The sequence below is a fragment of the Micromonospora sp. NPDC004540 genome (assembly GCF_040610095.1).
Taxonomy (GTDB): Bacteria; Actinomycetota; Actinomycetes; order Mycobacteriales; family Micromonosporaceae; genus Micromonospora.
Map to the genome: position 1 here is coordinate 1 of NZ_JBEXLR010000106.1, position 21,732 is coordinate 21,732.

Here is a 21,732-nt window from a genome sequence, read left to right on the forward strand (position 1 = left end):
GACACGTTCTTGAGGGCCTCGGCGGTGACTCCTTTGGTCCACGCGGCGAGACGCCGGTTGACGTTCTTGAGAAGGTTTTTGCGGCCGGTGAAGCGTTTGGTGAGATCCTCGGCGATCACGGTGGCGGCCTTGTCCACGACCTCGTGCACCGCGGTGAAGATTTCCGTGCGCACCCGCGCCCGATGTCGGGCGGCCTGCCGGTCCCGCTTGATCGTGCCGAGGTTGTTGGCCTTGATTCGGTGCGCTTTCGCGTGGTCGCCACGCAGACCGGCGGTGTTCGCGATCGAGCGTAGCTTCGCCCGGCGCCGGTTGCGTTCCTTCAACCGGTCCGACTCACTGGACAGCAGCCCGCCGAGCCCTGCACCGTGGGGCTCGCCGTCCGAGTCGGTCAGGGCTTCGGTGTAGCCCTTGTCCACGCCGATCGTCGCCTCGCCGCACGGCCGCTGCGACGACCGCATCTGCCCCGCGTCGATCTGGTAGTGCACCTCGACCCGGCCGCCGCGCACGATCAGCCGCAGCGTCCCGGTCGGGGCCACGGTCGTGGACAGCGGGATTTTGACCAACTTGCGGGGTCTAAGGCCGGGAATCGCCAGCCACAGCCGTCCCCGCCCATCGGCGGCGGTGTTGTACTTGTCGGCGCGCACCACGATCTGATCGTGCGTGCGGTTGCGACCCCGCCGCCAATGCTTGCGCATCTGCCGGGCCAGGAACGGATCGTCAGCCCATTGGTCGGCCTTCAGCGCCGTGAACATCCGCCTACATTCGGCCGGATCGTTGGTGCGTCGGTTGATCGCCCGCCGGACGTCGACCTTGGCCGCCGCCAGGTTCGCGGCGATGTCGGCCATGGCGTCGCGGACGGTTTCCTTCCAGGCATTCGCCAGCACACCAAACAACGTGTGCGTGCCGTCGGTCAGCCACCGGTCGCGCACCTGCCGGTCTGTCAACCCAGACCCGACCCCGGCGATCGAGCCGTAGCGCTGCCACACCTCGCTGCGCACCCGGCCCAACCGGCGGGCCTGCTCCACCAAGGCGGCGTACTTGCCCGGGTTCAGTCGGGCCGAGTAGGCGATCCGGGTGGCCTTCACCGGTCACCCTCCACGGTCAAGTCCGCCCTCTTCAACTCCTTCTCGTAGCGGCGCAAACCATGCAGTCGGCACGAGAAGGTGTGCACGACGGCCAGGAGGTCCTCGACCATCTCCTGCTGGGGGGACAGGGACTCCTGGTTGGCCACGACGATCTCGCAGCCGCCGCGCGCCGCCAGATGCTCCAGCAAGTCGAACCCGAACCGGGCCAACCGGTCCTTGTGCGCCACCACCAGCGTGGCGACCTCACCCCGGTCGACGGCGTCCATCAACGCCAGGAATTTCTTGCGGCGAAGGTTCATCCCGCCACCGACCTCGCTGATCCACTCATCCACCGCCAGACCGCGAGCGAGGCAGAACTGTTGCATCGCCGCCACCTGCGAGGCCAAGTCGGCCTTCTGACCCGGCAACGACACCCGGCAGTACACCACAACCTTCCGCCGGTCGACGTCGAAGCCCGGCTGCAGCACCCGGCGCACATCCGAATCGTCGAAGTACCGCTGACCTGACGGCAGACGACGGGCCGTGATCCGGCCCTCCGCCTCCCACCGGCGCACCGTGCTCACCGAACGGCCCACCCGCTTGGCGAACTCGCCAATCCGATAGACACTGCCCACAACAGTCGATTATGGACAGCTCTAGAAAGGAAAGCAACCACTAGTAGCTGCTCCTTCTGTTCGTGCGCCATCCTCCATCGGCGGCGCCGCCCCGGCCGACCCGCTCAGCGCCCGGACACGGCTGTCGAAGACCGCGAAGACCCCGTCCAGCCGCATGGTGTGCAGCACGGTGAGCACGAACCGCGACGGCGCCACCAGGCACAGCCGCCGGCCGTCGCGCCGGGTCTCCTGGTGGGCGCGGACCAGCAGCCCGAGCCCGGCCGAGTCGATCACCTCAACGGCCGCGAGGTCGACCAGCACCCGGTCGCCCACCGTGACCGCCTCGGCCAACGCCCGGCGTACCTGCTCGGCCGGGTCGGCCTCGGGGACGGCCGGCGCTCCGCCGACCTCGTCCAGGTCGTCGACGCCGAGGCCGCCGTCGTCCACCGTGACCCGGGCGCTGCATCGCGGGCAGTGGTGCGGCCCGGAGGCGAAGGCCGAGCCGACCCAGTCGTTCTCGAACACCAGGGTCCAGACCACCTCGGCGTCCGGCAGGGTGCAGCCGGCGCCGGTGACGGTGTCACCGCAGCCGTCGCAGATGAGCATCATCAGGTGCTCGGCCGGTACGACCGTCACGATCCCTCCTCCCGCCGCGCGCCCGGTCGGGGCGGCGGTTCCGTCCCGGGCGCCGGACGCCCGGCGGCCAGCACCGCGAGGACGACCGCGACCGCGGCGAACCCGGACTCCACGAGCAGCGGCCACACCGCCGGTTCGCCCGTACCGGTGTCCACCACGCCGACGACGATCGCGCCGAGCAGCGCGGCGGCCACCCCGAGCGCGAGGGTCAACCAGACCGGCGCGGCCGTACGCCCCGGCACGACCAGGCGACCCAGCGCGCCGACGGCGAGCCCGACGACGAGCGCCCCGACCAGCGTGCTGCCGTCCACCGTTCCTCCTCGTCCGCCCCGGCCCCACTCTGCGCAGCCGCCTTGGCGGGCGTCGCGCGGTTGTATGACAGTTCCGTGACAAAATCCGGGAACGGATGACACGGTTGGGCGACCTGAGGGCGGCCGGTCATGATGCGGATATGACGGCCGTACTGGTGATCGAGGACGACGACCGTATCCGGCTCGCGCTGCTGCTCGCCCTGGAGGAGGAGGGCTACGCCGCCTACGGGGCGGCGACCGCGGAGGAGGGGCTGCGCCGGCAGCGGGACAGCCCGGCCGACCACGTGCTGGTCGACCTGATGCTGCCCGGCCTCGACGGGTTCGAATGCATCCGCCGGCTGCGCCGCGACGACGACGTCCCGATCGTGGTGGTCAGCGCCCGCGACGACACCCACGACATCGTCGCCGCCTTGGAGGCCGGTGCCGACGACTACGTGGTCAAGCCGGTGGCGATCAAGGAGCTCTCCGCCCGGCTGCGGGCCCTGCGCCGGCGCGGCCGGGTCGTGGCGGCCGCCGTTCCCGCCCAGGTCTTCGGGGAGCTGGAGATCAGCGCCGAGGCCGGCGAGGTCCGCCGCGCCGGCCGGCCCGTCGCGGTGACCCGGACGGAGTTCCGGCTGCTCTGCGAGCTGGCCGAGCACGCCGGGCGGGTGCTGTCCCGGCAGCAGCTGCTGCGCCGCGTCTGGGGCTACGAGACCGGCGACGAGCGGCTGGTCGACGTGCACGTGGGCCGGCTGCGGCAGAAGATCGAGCCGGACCCGGGCAACCCGCGGCACCTGGTCACCCTCCGCGGCCTCGGTTACAAGCTCCAGCGATGACCCGTCTCGGACTGCGCGCCCGGGTCACCGCTGCGTTCGCCGTCGGCGCGTTGCTGCTCGCCGCCGTGATGGCCCTCTTCTCGTACGACCTGACCCGCCGCTCGCTGCTCGAGGAACGGGAGCGCACCGCCGTCCGGGCCGCGTACTACGACGCCGCGGTGGTGCGGTCCGGACTGGACACCGGGACCCCGGACGTGGTGGCGGTGTTGCGCTCGCTGGACACCGGCAGCAGCCGCCGCCCGCTGCTGCACCTGCGCGACGGCTGGTACGCCCGCACCGCCGACGTCGGCGCCGGCTCCGTCCCGGCGGAGCTGCAACGCCTGGTCGCCGCCGGCCAGCCGGCCGTGCAACGGGTCCGCCTGGACGGGCAGCCCACCCTGCTGGTCGGCGTCCCGCTCGCCGGCGAGCTGGGCTACTACGAGCTGACCTCGTTGCGCGAGGTCGAGGAGACGTTCCAGGTGGTCGGGCTGGCGCTGACCGCGGTGGCCATCATGGTCGCCGGGGCCGGCGCCGCCCTCGGCTGGTACGCGACCCGGCACAGCGTCCGGCCGCTCACCGCGGTCGCCGACGCCGCCGAGCGGATCGCCGCCGGCGACTTCGCCACGCGGCTCGACCCCACCACCGACCCGGACCTCACCCGGCTCTCCACCTCGTTCAACCACATGGTCGACCAGCTGGTGCGGCGGATCGAGCGGGACCGCCGGTTCGCCGCCGACGTCAGCCACGAGCTGCGCTCCCCGTTGCAGACCCTGGCCGCCGCCGCGAGCGTGCTGACCCGCCGTCGGGAGCATCAGGACGAGCGCACCGCCACCGCGGCGGGGCTGGTCGCCGATGAGGTGACCCGGTTCCAGCGCCTGGTGGACGACCTGATCCAGCTGGCCCGCACCGAGCAGCCCGCCCACCGCGACACGGTCGACGTGGCCGCGCTGGCCCGCGCCGCCTGCCGGGAACGGTCGCTGCCGGAGAGCCTGGTCGAGGTGGCCGAGGGCACCCCGGGCCGGTGGCGGGTGGACCGGCGCCGGGTCGAGCAGATCCTGCTGAACCTGCTCGACAACGCCGTGCGCTACGGCGGCGGCCCGGTCGCCGTACGCCTCGGGATGCGCGACGGGATCGGCGTGCTCGACGTCGACGACGACGGGCCGGGCGTGCCGGCGGCCGACCGGGAGGTCATCTTCGACCGCTTCGTCCGCGGCCGGGCCGCGCACGCCCGGGCCGGCACCGACGGCACCGGCCTCGGGCTCGCCCTGGTGGCCCAGCACGCCGCCGCGCACGGCGGGCACGCGGCCGTGGTGGACCGGGACCGGGGTGCCCGATTCCGGGTCGAGCTGCCGGGGGCCGGCGGATGAGCCGCCGGTTGCTCCCGGCGTTGCTCGCCGCGGCGCTGGTCGGCGGCTGCGGGGTGCCGGTCGACGACGAGCCCCGCCGGGTGCGGCCCCCGGCCGGCGGCTTTCCGACCCCGGCGGGCACGGCGACCGCCGACCCGGACGGACGGGTGGACGAGCCGCTCTGCTTCGTCCGGGACGACGGGCTGGCGGCGGTGGCCCGCCGGGTCGACGACCTGCCCGGCGTGGACGGCCACCTGCAACACCTGCTGGCCGGGCCGGACGGCGCGGAGCGGGACCGCGGGCTGGCCACCGCCCTGCCGGGCACGGTCGCGGTGGCCGGGGCCACCCTGACCGGCACCGTGGCCACCGTCGACGTGCGGCAGGTCGGCGAGGAGACCGGCCGCAACGACGAGGTCCTCGCCTTCGGGCAGATCGTCTGCACGCTGACCCAGCGCCCCGACGTGGACAGCGTCGCGTTCCGCCGGGACGGGCAGCCGTTGGAGGTGCCGAGGGCCGACGGCAACCTGTCCGCGTTGCCGCTCACCGCCGCCGACTACCGGCCGCTGCTGCACCGCTGATGGTCGGAAATGGCTCGGGTCACGGCGTATTTGTCAGATGTTGGGCGAAACATCCATCGTCCGTTCGGTTGATTACGCGGCAACCTTTGGTCTAGGGTGGCTGGCACGACCGGTGCTGGGAGGCACCCGTTCTCCTCAGGACAGGAAGGCCAGCATGACCACGACGACCATCGCGCCGACGACGACCAGCGAGGTGCACCGCGCGGCGGTGACCGGCGAGGAGACCCGCGCCAGCGAGCTGATCGGCGCCCTGTCCGCGCTGCCCGAGGGCCACCCGGAGCGGCCGGCGCTGCGGAACCAGGTCATCGAGGCGTGGCTGCCGCTCGCCAACCACCTCGCCGCCCGCTACAGCGGCCGCGGCGAGCCGGCCGGCGACCTGGCCCAGACCGCGGCCCTCGGCCTGATCAAGGCGGTGGACCGGTTCGACGCCTCCCGGGGCGTGGACTTCGCCGGCTTCGCCATCCCGACCATCCTCGGCGAGATCAAGCGGCACTTCCGCGACCGCACCTGGAACATCCGGGTCCCGCGCCGCCTCCAGGAGCTGCGGCTGCGCATCTCCGAGGCGAACAGCACCCTGACCCAGAGCCTCAACCGGGCCCCGACCGTGGCCGACATCGCCACCCACCTCGACCTCACCGAGGAGGAGGTGCTCGAGGGCCTGGAGGGCGCCCGCGCCTACAACGCCGTCTCGCTCTCCACCCCGATCGGCGACGGCGACAGCGCCACCGAGTTGGGCGACACCCTGGGCACCGAGGACAACGAGTACGAGCTGGCCGAGCTGCGCGCCTCGCTGGGCCCGGCGCTCGCCACCCTCGACGAGCGCGAGCAGAAGATCCTCACCCTGCGCTTCTACGGCAACCTGACCCAGAGCGAGATCGCCGCCCGGGTCGGCGTGTCCCAGATGCACGTGTCCCGGCTGCTCGCCCGCGCGCTGACCAAGCTGCGCGGCCAGCTCACCGAGGCCTGATCCGGCCGGGCGGCACACCCGCCCGAGTCCTTCCCGGCACACGCGAGCGCTGCCGCCTCGCCCCGGGCCTGCGCACCGCCACCGACTCCCCTCGGTGGCGGTGCGTCTTGCGCTCCAACCTGCCCCGCCCCGCCTGCCCGGCGGGGCGGGGCAGGGCGGTGCATACTTGCGCGGTTGCAATCGTTGCCGAGGGCCATCCGCCGCTCGGCTGGCACAGAGGCGGTAGTGGTGGTCGATCAGACGATCCCGCGGCGACGCGACACGACTCCGGCGGCCGGCGCCCCGGTGGCCGACCCGGACCTCCGCCAGCTGCTGGCCGGTCTCACCGCGGTCCGGGACGGCGACTTCGGCACCCGCCTGCCGGAGGACGCCGACGGGCTGCTCGGCGAGATCGCCACCGTCTTCAACGGCATGGTCGACCAGCTCTCCCTGTTCACCTCCGAGGTCACCCGGGTGGCCCGGGAGGTCGGCACCGAAGGGCAGCTCGGCGGCCAGGCCGACGTGCCCGGCGTCTCCGGCACCTGGAAGGACCTCACCGACTCGGTGAACGCGATGGCCGGCAACCTGACCGACCAGGTCCGCGACATCGCCGAGGTGGCCACGGCGGTGGCCCGCGGCGACCTGTCGCAGAAGATCACCGTCGACGTGCGCGGCGAGATCCTGGAGCTCAAGGTCACCATCAACACGATGGTCGACCAGCTCTCCTCGTTCGCCGACGAGGTGACCCGGGTGGCCCGGGAGGTCGGCAGCGAGGGCCGGCTGGGCGGTCAGGCCGAGGTGCCCGGCGTGGCCGGCACCTGGCGGGACCTCACCGACTCGGTGAACTTCATGGCCGGCAACCTGACCAGCCAGGTCCGCAACATCGCCCAGGTGACCACGGCGGTGGCCCGGGGCGACCTGTCGCAGAAGATCACCGTCGACGCCCGGGGCGAGATCCTCGAGCTCAAGAGCACCATCAACACGATGGTCGACCAGCTCTCCTCGTTCGCCGACGAAGTGACCCGGGTGGCCCGGGAGGTCGGCACCGACGGCCGGCTCGGCGGTCAGGCCCAGGTCAGCGGCGTCGCCGGCACCTGGCGCGACCTGACCGACTCGGTGAACTCGATGGCGGTCAACCTCACCGACCAGGTGCGCAGCATCGCCCAGGTGGCCACCGCGGTGGCCCGGGGCGACCTCTCGCAGAAGATCACCGTCACCGCGCACGGCGAGATCCTGGAGCTGAAGAACACCATCAACACGATGGTGGACCAGCTATCCTCGTTCGCCGACGAGGTCACCCGGGTGGCCCGTGAGGTCGGCACCGAGGGCCGCCTCGGCGGCCAGGCCGACGTCAAGGGCGTCTCGGGCACCTGGAAGGACCTCACCGAGTCGGTGAACGTCATGGCGGACAACCTCACCGCCCAGGTCCGCAGCATCGCCGAGGTCACCACCGCGGTCGCCAAGGGCGACCTGACGCAGAAGATCCGGGTGGACGCCCGGGGCGAGATCCTCGCCCTGAAGGAGACCATCAACACGATGGTCGACCAGCTCTCCGCGTTCGCCGACGAGGTCACCCGGGTGGCCCGCGAGGTGGGCACCGAGGGCCGGCTCGGCGGCCAGGCCCGGGTCTCCAACGTGGCCGGCACCTGGAAGGACCTGACCGACAACGTCAACGAGATGGCGAACAACCTGACCAACCAGGTGCGCTCCATCGCGCTGGTCGCCACCGCGGTCGCCCAGGGCGACCTGAGCCGGCAGATCACCGTCGAGGCCAAGGGCGAGGTCGCCGTGCTCGCCCAGACCATCAACACGATGGTCGGCACGCTCAGCGCGTTCGCCGACGAGGTCACCCGGGTGGCCCGCGAGGTCGGCACCGAGGGGCAGCTCGGCGGCCAGGCCCGGGTGCCGAACGTGGCCGGCACCTGGAAGGACCTGACCGACAACGTCAACTCCATGGCGAACAACCTCACCGGCCAGGTGCGCAACATCGCCCAGGTGACCACCGCCGTGGCGCAGGGCGACCTGACCAAGAAGATCGACGTGGACGCCCGCGGCGAGATCCTGGAGCTCAAGACCACCATCAACACGATGGTCGACCAGCTCTCCAGCTTCGCGGCCGAGGTCACCCGGGTCGCGCGGGAGGTCGGCAGCGAGGGCCGCCTCGGCGGCCAGGCCGAGGTGGAGGGCGTCTCCGGCACCTGGAAGCGGCTCACCGAGAACGTCAACGAGCTGGCCGGGAACCTGACCCGGCAGGTGCGCGCCATCGCCGAGGTGACCAGCGCGGTCGCCACCGGCGACCTGACCCGCTCGATCACGGTCGACGCCTCCGGCGAGGTCTCCGAGCTGAAGGACAACATCAACTCCATGGTGGAGTCGCTGCGCGAGACCACCCGGACCAACCAGGAACAGGACTGGCTCAAGACCAACCTGGCCCGCATCTCCGGCCTCATGCAGGGCCACCGGGACCTGGAGGTGGTGGCCGGGCTGGTGATGAACGAGCTTGCCCCGCTGGTCTCCGCGCAGCTCGGCACGTTCCTGTTGGTCGACGAGGCCGCCGACGGCCGGGGCCTGCGGGTGGTCGGCGGCTACGGCCACGACGCCACCCGCCGCCGGTACGCCCTCGGCGACTCGCTGGTCGGGCAGGCCGCGCTCAGCAAGCGGGCCATCGTGGTGGACGCCGTGCCCGCCGACTACGTCACCGTCTCGTCGAGCCTGGGCGCGGCCGTGCCGCTGCACCTGGTGGTGCTGCCGATCCTCTTCGAGGACCAGGTCCTCGGCGTCATCGAGCTGGCCGGCATGAACCGGTTCACCGAGATCCAGCGCGACTTCCTCGACCAGCTCACCGAGACCATCGGCGTCAACGTCAACACCATCGTCGCCAACGCCCGCACCGACGTGCTGCTGACCGAGTCGCAGCGGCTGGCGGCCGAGCTCCGGGCCCGCTCGGAGGAGTTGCAGGCCCGCTCCGAGGAACTCCAGAGCTCCAACGCCGAGCTGGAGGAGAAGGCCGCCCTGCTGGCCCGCCAGAACCACGACATCGAGACGAAGAACTCCGAGATCGAGCAGGCCCGCCAGGAGCTGGAGACCCGCGCCCAGCAGCTCGCGCTGGCCTCGAAGTACAAGTCGGAGTTCCTGGCCAACATGAGCCACGAGCTGCGTACGCCGCTGAACTCGCTGCTCATCCTCGCCCAGTTGCTGGCCCAGAACCCCAACCGCAACCTCACCCCGAAGCAGGTCGAGTACGCCACGGTCATCCACTCGGCCGGCGCCGACCTGCTCCAGCTCATCAACGACATCCTCGACCTGTCCAAGGTCGAGGCCGGCAAGATGGACATCAACCCGGAGACGTTCGAGCTGTCCACGCTGCGCGACTACGTCGACGCCACGTTCCGCCCGCTCACCACGCCGCGCGGGCTGGAGCTGGACCTGGTCACCGGCCCCGACGTGCCGGCCCGGCTGCACACCGACGAGCAGCGGCTGCGGCAGGTGCTGCGCAACCTGGTCTCCAACGCGGTCAAGTTCACCGAGAAGGGCCGGGTCCAGCTGCGCATCGAGCGGGCCCGCCCGGACGAGTTGCCGGCCGACATGCCGCCGGCGGAGACGGTCATCGCGTTCCGGGTCGTCGACACCGGAATCGGCATCGCCGAGCAGCACCTGACCGCCATCTTCGACGCGTTCCAGCAGGCCGACGGCACCACCAGCCGGCGGTACGGCGGCACCGGCCTGGGCCTGTCCATCAGCCGGGAGATCGCCCGGCTGCTCGGCGGCCAGATCACCGCGAAGAGCGTCCTCGGCCAGGGCAGCACCTTCACCCTCTACCTGCCCGCCACGGCCACCGCGTCGCTGCCCGACAGCAGCGCCGGCCTCCCGGCCGCGGCGACGGCGGCTCCCGTCGAGTCGGAGGCCCAGCGCTGGGTCGAGCAGCAGCAGCGGCGGGTGCTGGTGCTCGAGCCGCACGAGAAGGGGCTGCTCACGCTCCTGGTCCGCGGTGTGGCCACGGAGACCGGCGGCCCGGTCGAGGTGACCACCGCGGTGGACGTCGAGTCGGCGGTCGGCACGCTGGCCCGGCACCGCCACCACCTGCTCGTGGTGCAGCTCGACCCGGCCGACGAGCACGGCACGGCGCTGCTCAAGGCGCTGCACGAGCACCCCGGCCTGCGGGGCCTGCCGGTGCTGGCGTACCACGGGCAGCCGCTCGCGGGCGGGCAGGACACCCTGCTCCAGGGGATGGCCGCGGACCGCCCGCTGGAACTGCTCGGCAGCCTCGACGAGCTGCGGGAGCGCATCGTGCTGCACCTGACGGCGGACGCCCCGGAGCGGGTGCCGTCGTTCCCGGCCCCGGCCGGCGACCGCAGCCCGGTCGGCGACCCGGTCGCCCGCGAGCTGTCCGGCCGCAAGGTGCTGGTCGTGGACGACGACGCCCGCAACGTCTTCGCCCTGACCAACATCCTCGAACTGCACGGCATGGACGTGGTCTACGCGGAGAACGGCCGCAAGGGCGTCGAGACGCTGATGCGGCACGACGACATCGACCTCGTGCTGATGGACGTCATGATGCCTGAGATGGACGGGTACGCGGCCACCGCCGCGATCCGCGCCATGCCCCGCTACGCGGACCTGCCGATCATCGCGGTGACCGCGAAGGCGATGCGCGGGGACCGGGAGAAGAGCCTCTCCTCCGGCGCCAGCGACTACGTCACGAAGCCGGTCGACGCGGAGGACCTGCTCACCTGCATCCACCGCTGGCTGACCAGCTGACCCGAGCCGCACCGTGTAGCTGTCGGGCCGGCCGCGGCAAGCGTCAGGAAGCCTGCTCCAGGGCGGCCAGTGTCTGGCGGAGCCATTTCAGCTCGGCATGCGTTGTCGCGGTCGCGATCGTGAACAGTCCCTGCCGGAAGGCGTCGTCGAAGTCGGCGGCACGCAGCGGCCGGTCGCCGTCCCAGAAGAAGCTGGCCGGCTGGGTGAGGAAGTGCAGCCTGCGCCGCAGCACGGCGGCCTGCGCGGCCGGGTCGTCGAGGTGGCGCAGGAAGGCGAGCATGGTGAACCACCGATTCTCGTCGGTAATGAACAGCTCGTCGGGTTCGCGTAGCCGGTCGTGCAGCACCTTGGCGCCCGCCTCGGTCAACGACAGCATGTGCCGGGGTGCGGCCACCTGACCGGGCTGCAGTTCCCGGGACAGCAGGCCGGCCGCTTCCATCCGCTTGAGCAGGGGATAGAGCGTGCCGTCCGCGATGGGGCGGACGTGCCCGGTCAGGGCAGCGACGCGTTTGCGCAGGTCGTAGCCGTGCAACGGTCCGTCCTGAAGGAAGCCGAGGATCGCGAGCTCCAGCATGATCGAGATAATACCCCCTTGCCGAGATACCTCGGACCCGAGGTATTGTGCCGATCATGCAGAGCGCTCAGGTACTTCCCGACGGTTCCCGCGTGCGCTGGGTCGAGATCCCCGGCGCCGAGCCCACCCGTGTCTACCTCCACGGCCTCGGCGCAAGCTCCACGCCCTACTACGCTGCCGCGGTGGCGCACCCGGCCCTGGCCGGCCATCGCTCCCTGATGGTCGACTTGCTGGGGTTCGGAATCAGCGACCGCCCGCAGGACGCCGCCTACACCCTGCAGATGCACGCCGACGTCCTGGCCCGCGCGCTCCAACAGGCTCAGGTGAGCGGCGCCGACGTGGTCGCACACAGCATGGGCGGCGCGGTGGCGATCACCCTGGCCGCACGGCACCCCTGGCTGGTGCGCCGGCTCGTTCTGGTCGACGCGCCCCTCGACCCGGTGCGTGAGCTGCCCACCGTCAAGCGACCGGGCAGCTCGGGCATCGGGGTCTACCACACCGAGAAGGAATTCCTGGACCGTGGCTGGGACGAGACGCTCGAGTTCGTCGGCCCGGAATGGGCAGCCACGATGCGCCTGGCCGGGCCACAGGCCCTATATCGCAGTGCGATCAACCTGCTGTGCGGCACCGAGGCCGCGACGCGCGAAAGCCTGGAAAAGCTGCCGATACCTCGGACGTTCCTGTATCCGGCGGCCGACGGGCCACGGTTCGACGCCGACCGACTGGCCGGCGCAGGCGTCGACGTGGTGGCGGTCCCCGACTGCGGACACAACATCATGGTCGACAACGTGCCGGGCTTCGCCCTCGTCGTACAGGCGGCGCTGCGCGACTGAGCCCGCCTTCAGCTCATGGATTGCGGCCCGGCGGGGCATCCTGCCCGCCGGGCCGCTCCGGAACTGATCACGTCACCACGGCGTCGGCGCCGGCGGCGGCACCACCGGCGGGCGGTCGTCGCAGGTGATGGTGTTCGGCAGCAGCCAGGGGGCGAGCCAGCCGCCGTCGTTGCCGCCGAGGTCGGTGAGGCCGAACTCCGACCCGGCCGGGGTGAAGTGGAACGACCCGCAGTTGTTCACCCCGACCGCGCCGACGTTGCGCGCGTCCACGTCGGCGAAGGACGCGAAGCCGGCGGTCCGGGCGCTCACCACCGAGGTGCCGGTGCCGTCGACCTGGATGTCGCGGAAGTGGACGTTGCTGATCGATACAGCGTCCTTCACCGGCCAGTCGCTGACCAGCATGATCGCGTTGTAGGTGTTGTCGAGGTAGCGGTCGCCGACCACCTGGATGTCGGCGTCGATGCTGCGGTCCAGGGCGTAGAACCAGATCGCGCCGAGGCCGATGTTCCAGTTCAGGTCGTAGGTGCCGGCCCGGACCGTGGTGTTGCCGGTGATCCGGAGCTGGCCGGTGAACGGCTCGGCGCCGAACCGGGAGCCGACCTGGATGGCGCTGCCTTCACGGACCGGGTCGGCGATCAGGTTGTGCGAGACGGTGAGGTCGGTGCCGCCGTAGAGGGCGATGCCGTTGGCCAGGACCGGGGACTGCACCGTGTTGTGGTCGAAGGTGTTGTCGGCGTTGCCGGTCCGCTCCGACCACATGGCCAGCGCGTCGTCACCGGTGTTGCGGATGAAGCTGTTCGAGATCGAGGAGTGGGTGACGCCGGTGTGGAAGTTGAGCCCGTCGGCGATCTGGTCGGCGATGACCGTGTTGGTGACGCGCAGGTCGGTCATCGGGCCGTCGAACCACAGGCCGACCTTGGTGTGGTGCAGGTAGAGGCCGTCGACGGTGGAGTGGTTGAGCGCCCCGCCGACGGCGTTGACCTGGTCGGTGTCGATGCGTTCGCGCACGTCGCCCTCGACGGCGAAGCCGGAGAGGTGGACGTCGCTGCTGCCGCCGTCGGCGGCGTCGCGGCCGTAGAAGCCGACGCCGGTGTGCACCGAGCCGTCGGGGGCCGGGGCGTCCAGGGCGACCTCGCGTCCCTTGACGACGGTGTACCAGCTGCCGGCGCCCACGATGGTCACGTCGTCGACGGTGATGTGCCGGTTCACCTGGTAGGTCCCCGGCGGCAGGTACAGCGTGCGGTCCACCCGGCGGGCGTACGCGACGGCCCGGTCGAAGGCGTCGGCGGACTCCCGCCGGCCGGTCGGGTCGGCGCCGAAGGCCAGCACGTTCACCGCGCGGGGCAGCACCCGGGGCGGGGCGACGAGGTGCGCGTCGAGCAGGTCGATCACGGTCCACGCCGCGGCCGTGCCGGTCGGCGCGGTCAACCGCACCACCTCGCCGGCCCGGTGGGTGCGGCCCAGCAGCAGCCGCTGCTCGTCGTAGAAGTGGTGCGGCCGGAACGGCTTGGTGATGGTCGGCGCGGGCGTGGTGGCCGCCGGTACGCAGGAGCACTCGGTGATCCACCAGTCGGGGTGGAGCAGGTCGGCGTCGGGGTCGTTGGTGAACGGGTACTGGTTGTAGAGCCAGGCGTACTGCGAGGTGAGCGTCATGGTGCGGGCCGGTCCGCGGCCGACGGCGACGCGCAGCGGCGCGGTGATCCCGCCGCCGCCGGGCGCATCGGGGATGCTGTACCGGACGGTGAGCGCGTTGGTCGCCCTGGGAAGGGTGAACTCGACGTACTGGCCGGGGGAGAGGCGGACGGCCTGCCGCCCGGACGCCTCGCCGGCGAGGGTGTAGGCGGCCCGGTCCGGGCCGATCACCGTGCCGGTGGTCCGGGCCTGCTCGGCCTCCTGCTCGACGAAGTCCACGGTGGCGCCCCGGCCGGCGACCAGCGCCGGGTCGAGGCCGGCCCGGGTGACCACCGGGGTCGGGCCGGCGGGGCCGGCCGCCAGGGCGGCGCTCCCGGTCGGTACGGCCAGCGCGACGGCGGTGGCCGCCGCCGCGAGGATCCTGGCGATCGGCACGGCCGGGCGCCGGCCCGCCGCGCCTTCCACGCTCCGCTGCATTCGGACTACCCACTTTCACCGGGACGGGGGAGACGGTGGTGGCGTCGGCGCGGAGGGGACGCGCCCGCCGACAAGGTGCTTCATGCTATTCCCGGGATTTGTCGATATTCAAGCGCCTGTTTGTTCGAATCTTGCGAGGCGTGACAACGCCTGCGACGGCCGTCCGGCGGACACGCGGCGGGCCCGGCCAGGCTGCCCGCCGTCAGGGCCTTGTTCATTTCTTGCAAGAACACGACGTACGATTGCCGCCGTGACGAAGCGGTTGACGGAGGTGGCCCGCAAGGCGGGCGTCAGCGAGGCGACCGTGAGCCGGGTGCTCAACGGGCGCGGGGGCGTGTCCGAGGCGACCCGGACCGCGGTGCTGACCGCGCTCGACGTGCTCGGCTACGAGCGCCCGACCAAGCTGCGCGGCGAGCGGGCCCGGCTGGTCGGCCTGGTCCTGCCCGAGCTGCAGAATCCGATCTTCCCGGCGCTGGCCGAGGTCGTGACCGGCTCCCTCGCGCAGCGGGGCTTCACCCCCGCGCTCTGCGCCCGCACGATCGGCGGGGTCTCCGAGTCGGACTACGTCGAGATGCTCCTCGACCACCAGGTGTCCGGGGTGATCTTCGCGGGCGGCTCGTACGCCCTCGCCGACGCCACGCACGAGCACTACCGCCGGCTGACCGACCGGGGCCTGCCCGTGGTGCTGGTCAACGCGGGCGTCGACGAACTGGGCTTCCCCCGGGTCTCGACCGACGACGCGGTGGCGGTGGAGCAGGCGTACGGGCACCTGCGCTCGCTCGGGCACGACCGGATCGGCATGGTGCTCGGCCCGGAGGGGCACGTCCCCTCCCGACGCAAGCTGGCCGCGATGATCCAGGCCGCGGGCTGGGCCGACGACAGCTCGTACGTGGAGCGGTCCAGCTTCTCGATGGAGGGAGCGCGGGTCGCGGCGACCAAGCTGATCGAGCGGGGTGTCACCGGCATCATCTGCGCCAGCGACGTGCTGGCCCTGGGCACCATCCGCGCGGCGCGGCGGCTCGGCTGTGCGGTGCCGGCCGACGTGTCCGTGGTGGGCTTCGACGACTCCGCGTTCATGACCTGCACCGATCCGCCGTTGACCACGGTGCGGCAGCCGATCGAGACGATGGGGCAGGCCGCCGTGGACCTGCTGGTCACCCAGATCGAGGGAGCCGGCGTGCTGCACGACGAGTTGCTGTTCGAGCCCGAGCTGGTGGTCCGCGGCTCCACCGCGCCCGCCCCCGGCCGCTGACCACCCCGCCGGGCGTCGACTGACGCCACCGCTCCGGACCCGCCTTTCCGGCCGTCGACCGCTGCCTGCGGTCGGCGGCCGTTTCGTCGTTGCCGGCCGGTTCGGACCGAAGCGACGAACGCCGAGAACCGGCCCTGTCCCGCGAGCCTGTCAACATCTGTCGTTACGAAGTCACGTCCTTTCAACGCACAGTCGCAACCTTGCTGCAATGAGTCCGCCTCGCTACAGTGACTCCACTCACACCCGGCCCCGACGCCGGGCATGGCGATCACGGCAGATCAAGCGAAGGCCATGGATACACCCGTTCCCCGAAGGGATGGACAGATGTCCGTACCGCAGTACCGGAAGGCTGCGGCGATAGCGCTCGTGGCCGGCCTGGGGCTCAGCCTGGCGGCTTGCTCCACGAAGAGCGACGACGCGGCGAAGGACGCCAGCGGCAAGGTCACCATCACCGTCGACTGCCAGCCGGTCGGCTCCCAGAAAGAGCTGCTGAAGAACTGGAACGACGACGTAGCCGAGTTCCAGCGGCAGAACCCGAACATCGTCATCAAGAGCGTCAGCGTCGGCGAGCAGTGCAACAACCCGCCGGACTTCACCGCCCGCCTCGCCGGCGGCACCGTGACCGACGTGTTCTACGGGTACATGACCGATCTCCAGCAGGTGCTCGACTCCGGTCAGGCCATGGACATCACCGAGTACGCCAACAAGGACACGGTCCCGACCTGGGACAGCGTCGACCCGGCGCTCAAGGGGGTCTTCACCGACGGCGGCAAGCTCTACGCCGTTCCGGTGAAGAACTACTCGATGGGCCTGGTCTACAACAAGGTGCTGTTCCAGCGGGCCGGCCTCGACGTGAACAACCCGCCCAAGACCTGGGCGGAGGTCCGGGAGGCGGCCAAGAAGATCTCCGCCCTGGGCAACGGCATCGCCGGCTACTCGGAGTACAGCGCCGGCAACACCGGCGGCTGGCACTTCACCTCCCTGCTCTACTCCCAGGGCGGCCAGGTGCTGAGCGAGGACGGCAAGAAGGCCGACTTCAACAACGCGATGGGCAAGCAGGTCCTGCAGAACCTCAAGGACATGCGGTACGGCGACAACAGCATGGGCAGCCGCCAGCTGCTGCAGTGGGGCGACCTGCTGACCAACGCCGGCGCGGGCAAGGTCGGCATGTTCATCGGCGCCCCCGACGCCACCCAGGCGATCGTCAGCCAGTTCCAGGGCAAGTTCCAGGACTGGGCGATGGGCCCGCTGCCCGGCCAGGACGGTTCGGCGAAGGCGACGCTCGGCGGCGGCGAGGGCTACTTCTTCAAGAAGGGCCTCACCCCCGAGCAGGTCAAGGCCGGTCTGAAGTGGATCGCCTACCAGAAGCTGACGCCGGGCAAGGGCCAGTTCGACTACGTCCGGGCCAAGCCGCAGAACTACCCGGTGGGCCTGCCCCAGCCGCTGCTCTTCGCGAACGGCAGCGAGGCGCAGAAGCAGGAGCTCGAGCTGCGCAAGGCGAACGCGAACGTCGACACCGCGAACTTCGCGGTCTTCGAGGCGAACCCGGTGCCGATCAAGGGTGAGCCCCGCAACGCGCAGGCGATCTACGCGGTGCTCGACGCCGCGATGTCCGGGGTGCTGACGAACCCGAACGCGAACATCGACGCGCTGCTCAAGACGGCCGAGGGCAAGGTCAACCAGCTGCTGGCCGCCGGGAGCTGAGTCGACGGGCGTGGGGGTCGGCGCGCCGGCCCCCACGCCCCGCCCCGCACCGTCCGACCCACCACTTCCGCAGGAGACGCCTTGGCGATCACCACCGTCCCGGGTACCACCAGACAACCGGGTCGCCCCGAGCCGCCGTACCCCTCAGCACGCCGGCGGACGGGTCTCAGCCGCAAGGCACGCGACAACCTCACCGGGCACGCGTTCCTGATCGGGGCGGTCCTCTGCTTCGCCGTCTTCTCCTGGTACCCGATGCTCCGCGGCATCGTGATGAGCTTCCAGCGCACCCGCCGCGGCGAGACGACCTGGGTGGGCTGGGACAACTACGCCCGGATCATCGACGACCCCAGCTTCTGGACCGCCTGGAAGAACACGTTCTACTTCACGGTCCTCGCGCTCGTCCTCGGCTACGCGGTGCCGTTCTTCGTGGCGATCCTGCTCAACGAGTTCCGCCACGCCAAGGGCTACCTGCGGATCCTGGTCTACCTGCCGGTGATGCTGCCGCCGGCCTCGGCGCTGTTCCTGTTCAAGTTCTACGCCTACGACCCCAGCGAGGCGGGGCTGTTCAACGCGATCCTCAAGGCGCTGCACCTGCCGACGTCGGAGTGGATGCAGTCACCCGGGATGACCATGCCGGCCATGGTGCTCGCGTCGACCTGGATGAACATGGGCAGCGCGGTGCTCATCTACCTGGCGGCGCTGCAGAACATCCCCGGCGAGCTCTACGAGGCGGCCGAACTCGACGGCGCCGGGATCTGGCGGCGGATCCGGCACGTGACCATCCCGCAGACCCGGCTCATCCTCGCGCTCCTGGCGATGCTGCAGATCGTCGCCACCATGCAGCTCTTCATCGAGCCGCTGATCCTCGCCAACGGCGCGGGCACCGGGGACTCGGCGACCTCGGTGGCGTACCTCATCTACCAGCACGGCTTCTTCCAGAACGACCTCAACGGCGCCGCGGCGCTCGGCGTGATCATGCTCGTGGTGCTGGCCGGCTTCTCCGCCGTCTACGTGCGGCTGACCGCGAAACAGGACTAGAACGGACACCCCATGGCACAGGACTCCGGGACCCGGACCCTCATCTCCCAGGCCCAGCTCCAGCGGGGGCGCGGCCGGGTGCTCTACTGGACGCTGCTCGCCGTCGTCGTGGTCGGGTTCACGCTCGTCTTCATCGGGCCGCTCTACTGGATGGTCACCGGCGCGCTCAAGTCCGGCCAGGAGATCGCGCAGACCCCGCCGTCGCTGTTTCCGAAGGATCCCCAGCCGCAGAACTACGTCGACGCCTGGACCAACCTGAACCTCGCCAAGCTGCTGTTCAACACGTTCTACTACGCGACCGGCGCGGTGCTGTTCCAGCTTGTCCTCGATACCGCCGCGGCGTACTCCCTGTCGAAGCTCCGGCCGGTCTTCGGCAACGCGATCCTCGGCCTGATGCTGGCGACGCTGATGATCCCGGCGATGGTGCTCATCGTCCCGCAGTACGTGACGGTGATCGACCTGCCGATCCTGCACCTCAACCTGCTCGACTCGCCGTTCGCGATCTGGCTGCCCCTGGTCGCGAACGCGTTCAACATCTTCCTGCTGAAGCGGTTCTTCGACTCGATCCCGGAGGACCTCATGGCGGCGGCCCTCGTGGACGGGGCGACGCCCCTGCGCACCCTCTGGTCGATCATCCTGCCGATGTCGCGCCCCATCCTCGGCGTGGTCTCGATCTTCGCGGTGACGGCCGTCTGGAAGGACTTTCTCTGGCCGAAACTGGTCATGCCGTCGCCCGAGACGAGGACGGTCAGCGTCGGCATCTACGCCTTCTCGGGCGGGACCCCCATGAACGTGGTGATCGCCGCCTCGGTCATCGCCGCGATCCCGACCGTCGTCATCTTCCTGATCTTCCAGCGCAACATCATGTCCGGCCTGACCACCGGCAGCCTCAAGGGCTGACCGCCGGCCCGTCACCAGGCGAACCCCTCCCGCGGCGAACAACGACCGTTCGCCCGGCACACATTCAGGTCCGGCGAACCCGCCGACGTACCGACCCAGAAAGCAGGTGCTCGTGTCCACAGCAGACAGTGGTCCGTGGTGGCGTGGAGCGGTGATCTACCAGGTGTACCCCCGGAGCTTCGCCGACGGCGGTGGCGACGGCGTCGGCGACATCGCCGGCATCCGGTCCCGGCTCCACTACCTGGCCGAGCTCGGCATCGACGCGATCTGGTTCAGCCCCTGGTACCCCTCCCCGATGGCCGACGCCGGCTACGACGTGGCCGACTACCGCGACATCGACCCGGTCTTCGGCACCCTCGCCGAGGCGGAGGCGCTCATCAGGGAGGCGCACGAGCTGGGCATCCGGACCATCGTCGACGTGGTGCCGAACCACTGCTCCGACGCGCACCCCTGGTTCCAGGCGGCCCTCGCCGGCGGACCGGACGCGCCCGAGCGGGAGCTGTTCTGGTTCCGCCCCGGTCGCGGCCCGGACGGCGACGAGCGGCCCACCGACTGGGTCGGCGAGTTCGGCGGCCCGACCTGGACCCGGACCGTCAACCCGGACGGCACCCCCGGCGACTGGTACCTGCACCTGTTCGCCCCCGAGCAGCCGGACTTCAACTGGGACCACCCGCGGGTGCGCGCCGAGTTCGAGGACATCCTGCGGTTCTGGTTCGACCGCGGGGTGGACGGCATCCGGATCGACTCGGCCGGGCTGCTGGTCAAGGACGGGGCGCTGCCCGAGACCCGGCCGGACCGGCCGCACCCCTTCCGCGACCTCGACGGGGTGCACGAGATCTACCAGGGCTGGCGGCGGGTGGCCGACTCCTACCCCGGCGACCGGGCGCTGATCGGCGAGGTGTGGCTGCCGGACCGGCAGCGGTTCGCCAACTACCTGCGCCCGGACGAGCTGCACGCGGCCTTCAACTTCGACTTCCTCGGCTGCGCCTGGGACGCCGCGGCGCTGCGCGAGAGCATCGACGGCACGCTCAGCGCGCATGCGCCGGTCGGCGCGCCGGCCACCTGGGTGCTCTCCAACCACGACGTCACCCGGCACGTCACCCGTTACGGCCGGGCGGACACCAGGTTCAGCTTCGCCGCCAAGCGCGAGGGCGTGCCCACCGACCTGGAGCTCGGCACCCGCCGGGCCCGGGCCGCCGCGCTGCTGTCCCTGGCGCTGCCCGGCGCCGCGTACGTCTACCAGGGCGAGGAGTTGGGGCTCTGGGAGGTCGAGGACATCCCGTACGAGCTGCGCCAGGACCCGATGTGGGAACGCTCCGGCCGGGTCGACCCCGGCCGGGACGGCTGCCGGGTGCCGTTGCCCTGGGCCGGTGACGCCCCGCCGTTCGGGTTCAGCCCCGACGGCGCGGCCGCCGCGCCCTGGCTGCCCCAGCCCGCCGACTGGAAGGACCGCACGGTCCGCGCCCAGACCGGCGACCCGCACTCGATGCTGGAGCTCTACCGGGCGGCCATCGCGATCCGCCGGTCCGAGGCCGCGCTCGGCGACGGCGCCCTCACCTGGCTGCCCGCCCCCGACCGGGTGCTCGCCTTCGCCCGGGACCCCGGCTTCACCTGCCTGGTCAACCTCTCCGCCGCCGCCGTCCCGCTGCCCGGGCACGAGCGGCTGCTGCTGGCCAGCGGGCCGCTCGACGACGACCGGCTGCCACCGGACACCGCGGTCTGGCTGCGGACCCGCTGACCCGTCCCCGGCGTCGGCGGCCCGTCCCGGCCGCCGGCGCCCGTCCGGACCACTACTGGCCCGGGCCGCGCCGCTCACGTCCCGGCGCAGGCCGCGCCGTCCACCGTGCAGCCCTCGGGCCCGGTGGCCGTCAGGTCGGGGTCCCGCACGTCGAACCGGATGGTGGTCGACCCGCCCGCCGGCAGCGCCGTGCCGGTGAAGGTGACCACCGTCCCGTCCTGCTTGGCCTCGGCCCCGTTGACGCTGCCGACGGTGGCGCCGTCGCCGAGCGTCACGGTCACCGCCCACCCGGGCCGCGCCGCCGAACCGGGATTGGCGAGCACCACCTGGCCCCGGTAGCCGAAGACCCGGTCGGACACCGTCTCGTAGCTCGCCGTCAACGGAGCGGCCGGCGACGGGCTGGGGCTCGGCGCACGGGTGGGGGAGGCGGACGGGGTCGGGTCCGGCGCGACGCTGCGGCGGCTGGCCGACGGCGTGGCCCGCGGCAGGCCATCGCGTTCACGGTGATCGACACCGGCATCGGCATCTCGGACGACA

The 21,732-nt window shown here is 71.6% G+C and carries 18 protein-coding genes; 11 read left to right on the top strand and 7 right to left on the bottom strand.

The genetic code is table 11. The features are described 5' to 3' along the window. The 4 genes from ABZV78_RS26700 to ABZV78_RS26715 all read right to left on the bottom strand — a co-directional run. Nucleotides 1-1,085, bottom strand: a 1,085-nt coding sequence (locus ABZV78_RS26700; protein ID WP_355642841.1) for a hypothetical protein, incomplete at its 3' end; no start/stop codon positions are given. Next, complete coding sequence (locus tag ABZV78_RS26705) at nt 1,082-1,699, bottom strand: IS607 family transposase (RefSeq protein ID WP_355642842.1); 618 nt, start codon at nt 1,697-1,699, stop codon at nt 1,082-1,084. The genes ABZV78_RS26700 and ABZV78_RS26705, both read right to left, overlap by 4 nt. 21 nt (nt 1,700-1,720) lie before the next feature. Beyond that, complete coding sequence (locus ABZV78_RS26710; protein ID WP_355642844.1) at nt 1,721-2,314, bottom strand: STAS domain-containing protein; 594 nt, start codon at nt 2,312-2,314, stop codon at nt 1,721-1,723. Further along, nucleotides 2,311-2,625: a hypothetical protein gene (locus ABZV78_RS26715; protein WP_355642846.1), complete on the bottom strand. Its 315-nt coding sequence runs from the start codon at nt 2,623-2,625 to the stop codon at nt 2,311-2,313. Before ABZV78_RS26715 ends, ABZV78_RS26710 begins: the two co-directional genes overlap by 4 nt. A 140-nt stretch (nt 2,626-2,765) precedes the next feature. Between ABZV78_RS26715 and ABZV78_RS26720 the strand changes: the two genes are divergently transcribed. The 5 genes from ABZV78_RS26720 to ABZV78_RS26740 all read left to right on the top strand — a co-directional run bounded on the left by ABZV78_RS26720 (nt 2,766) and on the right by ABZV78_RS26740 (nt 11,047). Next, nucleotides 2,766-3,440 (top strand): response regulator transcription factor, encoded by a 675-nt coding sequence (locus ABZV78_RS26720; protein ID WP_355642847.1) that lies wholly within the window; start codon nt 2,766-2,768, stop codon nt 3,438-3,440. Further along, nucleotides 3,437-4,786, top strand: a complete 1,350-nt coding sequence (locus ABZV78_RS26725; RefSeq protein WP_355642849.1) for a HAMP domain-containing sensor histidine kinase — start codon at nt 3,437-3,439, stop codon at nt 4,784-4,786. Before ABZV78_RS26720 ends, ABZV78_RS26725 begins: the two co-directional genes overlap by 4 nt. Then, on the top strand, nt 4,783-5,343 hold the full coding sequence (locus ABZV78_RS26730) for a GerMN domain-containing protein (RefSeq protein WP_355642850.1): 561 nt from the start codon (nt 4,783-4,785) through the stop codon (nt 5,341-5,343). The genes ABZV78_RS26725 and ABZV78_RS26730 overlap by 4 nt, the downstream gene beginning before the upstream one ends. A 154-nt stretch (nt 5,344-5,497) precedes the next feature. Continuing rightward, a complete protein-coding gene (locus ABZV78_RS26735; protein WP_355642852.1) occupies nt 5,498-6,310 on the top strand; it encodes a SigB/SigF/SigG family RNA polymerase sigma factor in 813 nt (270 codons plus the stop codon). A 228-nt stretch (nt 6,311-6,538) separates the two neighbouring features. Continuing rightward, a complete protein-coding gene (locus tag ABZV78_RS26740; protein WP_355642854.1) occupies nt 6,539-11,047 on the top strand; it encodes a HAMP domain-containing protein in 4,509 nt (1,502 codons plus the stop codon). Between the two features lie 43 nt (nt 11,048-11,090). On the opposite strand, the gene ABZV78_RS26745 is transcribed toward ABZV78_RS26740, so the two are convergent. Next, nucleotides 11,091-11,621, bottom strand: coding sequence for a PadR family transcriptional regulator (locus ABZV78_RS26745; protein ID WP_355642855.1), 531 nt, complete (start codon nt 11,619-11,621; stop codon nt 11,091-11,093). Nucleotides 11,622-11,677: 56 nt separating this feature from the next. Here ABZV78_RS26745 and ABZV78_RS26750 point away from each other — a divergent pair, with 56 nt between their 5' ends. After that, entirely contained in the window at nt 11,678-12,454 is a 777-nt protein-coding gene (locus ABZV78_RS26750; RefSeq protein WP_355642857.1) for an alpha/beta hydrolase, read from the top strand. Nucleotides 12,455-12,526: 72 nt separating this feature from the next. Here ABZV78_RS26750 and ABZV78_RS26755 read toward each other — a convergent pair whose 3' ends face one another. After that, complete coding sequence (locus ABZV78_RS26755) at nt 12,527-14,563, bottom strand: glycosyl hydrolase family 28-related protein (protein WP_355642859.1); 2,037 nt, start codon at nt 14,561-14,563, stop codon at nt 12,527-12,529. A gap of 250 nt (nt 14,564-14,813) precedes the next feature. Here ABZV78_RS26755 and ABZV78_RS26760 point away from each other — a divergent pair, with 250 nt between their 5' ends. From ABZV78_RS26760 to ABZV78_RS26780, 5 genes are all read left to right on the top strand, one after another. After that, complete coding sequence (locus ABZV78_RS26760) at nt 14,814-15,815, top strand: LacI family DNA-binding transcriptional regulator (protein ID WP_355642861.1); 1,002 nt, start codon at nt 14,814-14,816, stop codon at nt 15,813-15,815. Between the two features lie 324 nt (nt 15,816-16,139). Then, entirely contained in the window at nt 16,140-17,519 is a 1,380-nt protein-coding gene (locus ABZV78_RS26765; protein WP_355642863.1) for an extracellular solute-binding protein, read from the top strand. An 81-nt stretch (nt 17,520-17,600) separates the two neighbouring features. Further along, nucleotides 17,601-18,557: a sugar ABC transporter permease gene (locus ABZV78_RS26770; protein ID WP_355642865.1), complete on the top strand. Its 957-nt coding sequence runs from the start codon at nt 17,601-17,603 to the stop codon at nt 18,555-18,557. A gap of 12 nt (nt 18,558-18,569) precedes the next feature. Beyond that, nucleotides 18,570-19,457 carry a carbohydrate ABC transporter permease gene (locus tag ABZV78_RS26775; RefSeq protein WP_355642867.1) on the top strand — a complete coding sequence of 296 codons (888 nt, stop codon included), beginning with the start codon at nt 18,570-18,572 and terminating at the stop codon, nt 19,455-19,457. A 112-nt stretch (nt 19,458-19,569) separates the two neighbouring features. Then, nucleotides 19,570-21,195 carry a glycoside hydrolase family 13 protein gene (locus ABZV78_RS26780; protein ID WP_355642868.1) on the top strand — a complete coding sequence of 542 codons (1,626 nt, stop codon included), beginning with the start codon at nt 19,570-19,572 and terminating at the stop codon, nt 21,193-21,195. Between the two features lie 74 nt (nt 21,196-21,269). Here the strand turns inward: ABZV78_RS26780 and ABZV78_RS26785 are convergent. Then, nucleotides 21,270-21,732 (bottom strand): cellulose binding domain-containing protein (locus tag ABZV78_RS26785; RefSeq protein WP_355642869.1); only part of this gene is annotated, 463 nt, incomplete at its 5' end.